Source organism: Lysobacter enzymogenes (assembly GCF_017168095.1).
GTDB classification, from domain to species: domain Bacteria; phylum Pseudomonadota; class Gammaproteobacteria; order Xanthomonadales; family Xanthomonadaceae; genus Lysobacter; species Lysobacter enzymogenes_D.
In genome coordinates this window covers 1-6,560 of sequence record NZ_LXSD01000138.1, presented here as the reverse complement: position 1 = coordinate 6,560, position 6,560 = coordinate 1, and the positions used below count along the sequence as shown (strand labels likewise).

The following is a 6,560-nucleotide window of genomic DNA, read 5'->3' as shown; positions in this document are numbered from 1 at the left end:
CGCGGCGGCGGTAGCGCGGCGCGCAGGTGCGGGCCGGGGCCGTCGCCGGTCTGGGCGAACTGCGCCAGCGGGCGCGCGTCGCCGAGCGCCGACAACACCAGCCAGTCCAGGCCGTGGGCGATTTGCGCAGGTCCATGCAGCGTGTCGAAGCGCAGCCGCGCCAGGCCGCTGGGATACAGCTCGTCGAGCCGGCCGAGCAGGCGCGTGCCGTCCACCTCAAGTTCGAACGGCAGCGTCTGCGCCGCGCCGCCGCGCCAGCGCGCGAACGCATCGGCGTAAGGCCGCACCTGGCTCAGCAAGGCATCGAGCTGGCGCCGGCCCAGCGGCCCCGACGGCAGCAGCGCGCGCGCGCGCAGCGAGGCCTGCAGGCGTTCGCGATCGACCGCGCCGTCGGCGGCGAGCAGGTCGTCGAACACGGCGCGCTGCAATTGCTGTCGGAACAAGCCGCGGCCCGGCAGCACCAGCGGCTCGACGTCTTCGGCGCTGTCGATTTCCTCGGGCAGGCGCAGGCCCAGGCGCTGGCGCAGGAACGCGGTCGGCGGATCGCGCAGGAAGCTACGCAGGTCCTGGTAGTTCAGGCTGCGCTCGCCGGCGTCGGATTGCAGCGGCGGCAACGGTTCGTCGAGCCACGGGCCCAGCTCGCCGCGGCGGCCGGCGCCGGCGTCCGCCGCTGGCCGCCATTCGCTGCGGTAGCTGAAGCGACGCGGCTCCGCGGCGTCGGCGCCGTCGCCGCCGAACGCGGCCGGCGCGAACGGCTGCAAGGGCTGGCGCACCACGAACTGCTTGCGCACCTGGGCCGGGTCGGCGTGGTAGCGCGCGATCGCATCGAGTAGCTCTGACACCAGCGGCGAAGGTTCGCGCGAGCTGCCGTCGCGCGGATCGGCGCCGAGGTAACTCAGATAGAACGCGTCGGACGCGGCGCCGAACAATTGCAGGAACAAGAAGCGGTCGTCGTCGCGCAGCGAACGGTCGCCGTGGCGGCGCGCGCCGGTCCCGAGTTCGGCGGCGAGGCGGTTGAGGCCGCCGGACGGGTCGCGCCGCGGGTAGTCGCCATCGTTCATGCCGAGCAGGCAGATCACCCGGAACGGAATCAGCCGCATCGGCACCATGCGGCCGAAGCTGACCCCGCCGGTCAGCAGCGGCGCGCGCGTGTCGGCCTCGGCCAGCGCGGCGCGGAAATGCGAACGCACCACCTCCGGCGCGACCGCACCGTCGAAACCGGCCGCGGCGGCGTCGCCGGCGAAACTCTCGACCAGGCTGCGCAGGCGTTCGAGCGTGCGCTGGTCGCCGCTGTCGCGCGGGCGCTCGGGCAGCAGCGCGCGCAACAGCCCGAGCAGGCGCTCGGACCACTGCGCGGGCGTCAGCTCGGCGGCGAGGCCGCGTTCGAACCGCGCCAGCACGCGCAGCAGGCGGATCAGCGCATCGAGCGCGTCGAGCGCGGCGCCTTCGAGTTCGGCGTACGGCGCGATGCCGGCGACCATGTGGCCGCCCTCGTCGTCGCTGTCGCCGGCGGCGTGGCCGATCAGCAGGCGGTCGAGCGCGAACGCCCAGGTGTAGGCGTCGTCGCCGGGCGCGTCGTGGCGGCCGCGATGGGCCGCGTCGATGCCCCAGCGCGCGCCGGCTTCGCCCAGCCACACGCGCAGGCGCTCCAGGCCGTCGCCGTCGAGGCCGGCCTGTTCGGCGATCGCCGGCGTCGCCAGCAGGTCGAGGATTTCGCTGAGGCCGAAGCGCGACACCGGCAACGCCAGCAAGCGCAGGAACACTTCGGCCAGCGGCTCGGCGGCGAGCGGGCTGACGTCGGCCAGCGCATACGGAATGAAGCCCGGCCGCCCGGCGAGGCCGCCGAATACCGCGGCGATGTGCGGCGCGTAGGGATCGATGTCGGGCGCGAGCACGGCGATGTCGCGCGGCTGCAGCGGCGGGTCGAAGCGGCGGCCTTGCTCTGATTGCGGATCGAGCAGGCCCTGCAGTTGATCGTGCAGCACCTGCACTTCGCGCAGGCGGGTGTGGCAGGCGTGGACCTGCACGCTGGCGTCGAGGCGGTCGAGCTCGCCGCGCCACGGCTGCGCCGGCAGCGCGCGCCGGTGCAGCAGGTCGCGTTGCAGGCGCTGCAGCAGGCTGTCGCGCGCGGGGTCGTCGAAGCGGCTTTCTTCCGGGTCGGCGTAGGCGGCGATCTCGCCGGAGGGATGCACCACTTCGTAGCCGCCCAGCACCGCCATGAAATCGCGGCCGGCCGCGCCCCAGGCCTGCAGCAGCGGGTTGTCGTCTTCGCCGAACGCGGCCGTCTCGCCCTGGCGCAGACGCTCGGCCAGGGTGCCCAGGTCGCCCCAGTACTTGCGCGTCGGCGTGGGCAGGTAGAAATGCAGGGTGCCGGCGCGGGCCTGGGTGGCGATCACCCGCAGCACATCGGGCGAGATGTTGAGGGTGGCGAAGGCGAACAGCCGCGGCGGCAGGCCGCGCGGCGCGTCGTCGCGTTCGCCGTCGCCGCCGAAGCGCTGCAGGTAGTCGTCGATGCGGCGCGCGCGGTAGCGGCGGCCGCCGGCGACCTTGCGCCACAGCGCGGCCTGCGGGTCGTGGCGTTCGTGGCCGGCGTCCCAGGCCAGCAGCCAGTCGCGGCGCCAGGCCTGGTATTTCTCGAACAGGCCGGCCAGTTCGCCGGCCAGCGACCAGGCTTTGATCGGGTCGTCGCCGCCGAGGTAGGCGCGCAGCGGCGCCAGCGCCGGCTCGCGCAGTTGCGCCGGCTGCGCCAGTTGCGCGTACAGCCGCCAGCGCAGCGCGGCGGCGTCGAGGTCGTCCTCGCCGCCGGCCACATTGGCCGCGAGCGCGCGCTGGACGAATTCGCCCGGGGTCAGGAACTCCAGATTGGCGGCGATGCCGTGCGCCTGCGCCAGGGTCGCCTGCAGCCAGCGGCGCATCGCCACCTGCGGGATCAGGATGGTGTCCGGCGCCAGCAACGGCTGCCCGGGCGCCGGCGTGCGCAGTTCCTGCGCGAGCAGTCCGGCCAGCACGTCCAGCGCATTGGAATGGTAGAGACGGAAATCGGGACGCGCGGGCATAGGGCGCCATCTTGCCGCACGCCGGCGCTGCGCGCGCGCAGCGCAGCGGGCGTTTGCGCGCGGCGCGGGTTACGCGCTGTTACCCAGTGCGCATCGGCGAGGGCTTAGGCTGCGCTGCGGCCGTGCGCGACGATGCGTTGCTCCGGTGGTTGCGGCGCCGGCGCTCAAAACCGTTTTAATCGGGCTTTAATCGGCGAAGGCTCCAATGCGGCTGGATCGCGCCGCGCGGCCGGCTCAGGATCCGGTCGAACAAGCCGCACGCCGGCAGCGGCGCCCGCGGCCGGCTAAGCTGCGACAATGTCCCACGCTCCATCCCCGTTCAGGCTGGCTGGGCCAAGCTGCGCCGTTTTGCAGCCCCCCGCCTGCCTGCTTGCTGGCCAGCTCGCTCTCACCGGATAGCCGCCCCCGCATGACGACGACTTCGACGCCCATCGTCCGCCTGACCGACCTGCGCCTGGATCGCGGCGGCCGCAGCGTGCTGCGCGGGATCAATCTGAGCGTGCCGCGCGGCAGCATCGTCGCCGTGCTCGGCCCGTCCGGCAGCGGCAAGTCGACCCTGCTGTCGGCGCTGACCGGCGAACTGGCGCCGGCCTCGGGCACGGTCGAAGTGTTCGGCCAGCCGGTGCCGCAGAACCCGCGCGAGCTGCTGGAGCTGCGCAAGGGCATCGGCGTGCTGCTGCAAGGCAACGGCCTGCTGACCGACCTTACCGCGGCCGAGAACGTGGCCCTGCCGCTGCGCGCCCACACCAAGCTGCCGAACCCGCTGATCCGCCGCCTGGTGCTGATGAAGCTGCACGCCGTGGGCCTGAGCGCGGCCGCCGACGCCTACCCGCGCGAGCTCTCCGGCGGCATGGCCCGGCGCGTGGCGCTGGCGCGCGCGCTGGCGCTGGACCCGCCGCTGATGATCTACGACGAGCCGCTGACCGGCCTGGACCCGATCGCCTCGGGCGTGGTCATGAGCCTGGTCCGCCGGCTCAACGACACCCTCGGCCTGACCAGCATCGTGGTCACCCACCACGTCCACGAAACCCTGCCGGTGGCCGACCACGCCATCGTCATCGCCAACGGCGGCATCGTCTTCTCCGGCACCCCGGCCGAGCTGGAGCGCAGCGACGACCCCTTGGTGCGCCAGTTCCTGCGCGGCGAGCCCGACGGCCCGATCGGCTTCGACGCCGCCCCGCGCACTTCGGAGGCCGCGTAATGGCGTTGTTCGATGTCGTCCGCTCGCTGGGCCGCGCCGGCCTGTTCTCGCTGTCGGTGTTCCGGGCGTCCAGACCCACGGCCGACTTTTTCCGCGAGCTGATCCGCGAGATCTACAAGATCGGCGCGCGTTCGCTGCCGATCATCGCCGTTGGCGGCGCGTTCGTGGGCTTGTCGGTGACCTTGCTGGGCTACCGCGCGCTCGACACCTACGGCGCGGCCAACCAGGTCAGCGCCATGCTCGGCCTGGGCCTGTACCGCGAGCTCGGCCCGGTGCTGACCGCGCTGCTGTTCATCGGCCGCGCCGGCAGCTCGATCGCCGCCGAACTGGGGCTGATGCGCGCGACCGACCAGATCACCGCGCTGGGCCTGATGGCGATCGACCCGGTCGGCAAGGCGGTGGCGCCGCGGTTCTGGGCGGCGGTGCTGTGCGTGCCGCTGCTGACCGGTTTTTTCTGCAGCCTGGCGATCAGCGCGAGCTACTTCGAGTCGGTGCACGTGATCGGCCTGGAGCCCGGGATCTTCTGGCAGGTGCTCAAGGACAGCGTGGATTTCTTCGACGACTTCCTCATGGCGTTCGTGAAGTCGGCCGTGTTCGGCGGCACCGCGGCGCTGGTGGCGGCCTACGTGGGCTACCACGCCGAGCCGACCATCGAGGGCACCTCGGTGGCGACCACGCAGGCGGTGGTCAACGCGTCGCTGCTGGTGCTGATGTTCAATTTCGTGATGTCGGCGTTCTTGTTCAAGTAATCGCTGTTCCTTCTCCCGCTGGCGGGAGAAGGTGCCCGAAGGGCGGATGAGGGCAAGCAAGGTGATCGCAGCCGCGTAGCGCGCGCCCCTCACCCCAACCCCTCTCCCGCTCGCGGGAGAGGGGCTTTTCGCAGTTCGCTGTCGCGACAACAGACAAACCTTCCGTACACAGACTGTTTCCCCAGCCGCGTTGAACCGCGCGGGCTTTATCCCCAAGGTGGTGCCCATGTCCGTCCGCAGTCCCCGCATCGAATTCGCCGTCGGCGCGTTCCTGCTGCTCGCCCTGGCCTCGCTGCTGGTGTTGGCGATCGCCTCCACCAACGGCAAGTTCGGCTTCGGCCGCGACAGCTACGAGGTCACCGCCAAGTTCACCAGCATCGGCGCGCTGCGCCCGAACGCGCCGGTGAAGATCGGCGGCGTCAACGTCGGCCAGGTCGCCGACATCTCGCTGGACCCGAAGAGCTACGCCTCGGTGGTCACCCTGGCCATCGACAAGCGCTACAACAAGCTCTCCGCCGACACCTCGGCCGGCATCTTCACCAGCGGGTTGCTCGGCGAAAGCTATATCGGCCTGACCCCGGGCGGCGACCCGGACGACCTCAAGCCGGGCGACGAGATCTACCTGACCCAGCCGGCCATCGACCTGATCCAGCTGGTCGGCAAGTACATGTTCAGCGGCGGTGGCGCACAAGGCGGTGGCAACGCCGGCGGCGATGCCGCCAAGCCGGCCGCCAACGACGTTCCCGATTACCTCAAGGGCGAGCAAACCGCCCCCTCCAGCGAGAGCAAGCCATGAAGCGCATCCTGACCGCCTCCCTCCTCGCCTGCGCCCTGCTCGCCGGCGCGCCGTCCCTGGCCCTGGCCCAGGCCACCGCCGCTCCCGGCACGGCGCCGGCCGCCGGCACGCCCAGCGCGATGGTGCTGAGCAACACCACCCGCATCCTGTCGACCCTGGAATCGCGCCGCGCCGAGTTCAGCAAGAACCGCGCCGCGCTGAGCCAGTTCGTCACCACCGAGTTCAACCAGCTGTTCGACCGCGACTACGCCGCGCGCCTGGTCCTGGGCACCCACGGCCGCGGCGCGGCCGACGCCGACGTGGCCAACTTCGCCGACGCGCTGACCAGCAGCCTGATGCAGCGCTACGGTTCGGCCCTGCTCGACTTCAACACCCGCCTGCAGGTGCGGATCAAGTCGGAAACCCCGCTGCGCGGCGGCGCCATCGTCAAGGTGTCGAGCGAGTTCCTGCGCCAGGGCGGCGAGCCGGTGCCGGTGGACTACCTGCTGCGCAAGAGCGGCAACCAGTGGAAGGTGTTCGACGTGATGGTGGAAGGCGTCAGCTTCGTGCAGACCTTCCGCAACCAGTTCGACGCGCCGCTGAGCCAGAAGTCGATCGCCCAGGTCGCCGCCGACATCAAGGCCGGCAGGCTGCAGGCGCAGGCGAGCGGCAACAAGTGAGCGCAGCGCGCCCGGTCGGCGCGGCGGCCAGCGTGCGCCGCGACGGCGAGACGCTGGCGTTCGCCGGCACGCTCGACCGCGCGGCCGCGGCCGCGCTGT

General features: G+C 72.0%; 5 protein-coding genes. 4 read left to right on the top strand and 1 reads right to left on the bottom strand.

The features are described from left to right. Nucleotides 1-3,056, bottom strand: a 3,056-nt coding sequence (gene recC / locus A7A76_RS03910; protein WP_206409967.1) for an exodeoxyribonuclease V subunit gamma, incomplete at its 3' end; no start/stop codon positions are given. Nucleotides 3,057-3,465: 409 nt separating this feature from the next. On the opposite strand from recC, the gene A7A76_RS03905 reads away from it, so the two are divergent. The 4 genes from A7A76_RS03905 (at nt 3,466) to A7A76_RS03890 (ending at nt 6,461) form a co-directional block, all read left to right on the top strand. Next, a complete protein-coding gene (locus A7A76_RS03905; protein ID WP_206409966.1) occupies nt 3,466-4,257 on the top strand; it encodes an ABC transporter ATP-binding protein in 792 nt (263 codons plus the stop codon). After that, nucleotides 4,257-5,006, top strand: coding sequence for an MlaE family lipid ABC transporter permease subunit (locus A7A76_RS03900; RefSeq protein ID WP_206409965.1), 750 nt, complete (start codon nt 4,257-4,259; stop codon nt 5,004-5,006). The genes A7A76_RS03905 and A7A76_RS03900 overlap by 1 nt, the downstream gene beginning before the upstream one ends. Before the next feature lie 226 nt (nt 5,007-5,232). Beyond that, a complete protein-coding gene (gene mlaD, locus A7A76_RS03895; protein ID WP_206409964.1) occupies nt 5,233-5,802 on the top strand; it encodes an outer membrane lipid asymmetry maintenance protein MlaD in 570 nt (189 codons plus the stop codon). Further along, entirely contained in the window at nt 5,799-6,461 is a 663-nt protein-coding gene (locus A7A76_RS03890; RefSeq protein ID WP_206409963.1) for an MlaC/ttg2D family ABC transporter substrate-binding protein, read from the top strand. Before mlaD ends, A7A76_RS03890 begins: the two co-directional genes overlap by 4 nt. Nucleotides 6,462-6,560 lie beyond the last annotated feature (99 nt).

Excerpts from the sequence above, each read along its gene's own strand:
- A7A76_RS03890 (WP_206409963.1), top strand. The coding sequence starts at position 5,799 with ATGAAGCGCATCCTGACCGCCTCCCTCCTCGCCTGCGCCCTGCTCGCC.
- A7A76_RS03900 (WP_206409965.1), top strand. The coding sequence starts at position 4,257 with ATGGCGTTGTTCGATGTCGTCCGCTCGCTGGGCCGCGCCGGCCTGTTC.
- A7A76_RS03905 (WP_206409966.1), top strand. The coding sequence starts at position 3,466 with ATGACGACGACTTCGACGCCCATCGTCCGCCTGACCGACCTGCGCCTG.
- mlaD (WP_206409964.1), top strand. The coding sequence starts at position 5,233 with ATGTCCGTCCGCAGTCCCCGCATCGAATTCGCCGTCGGCGCGTTCCTG.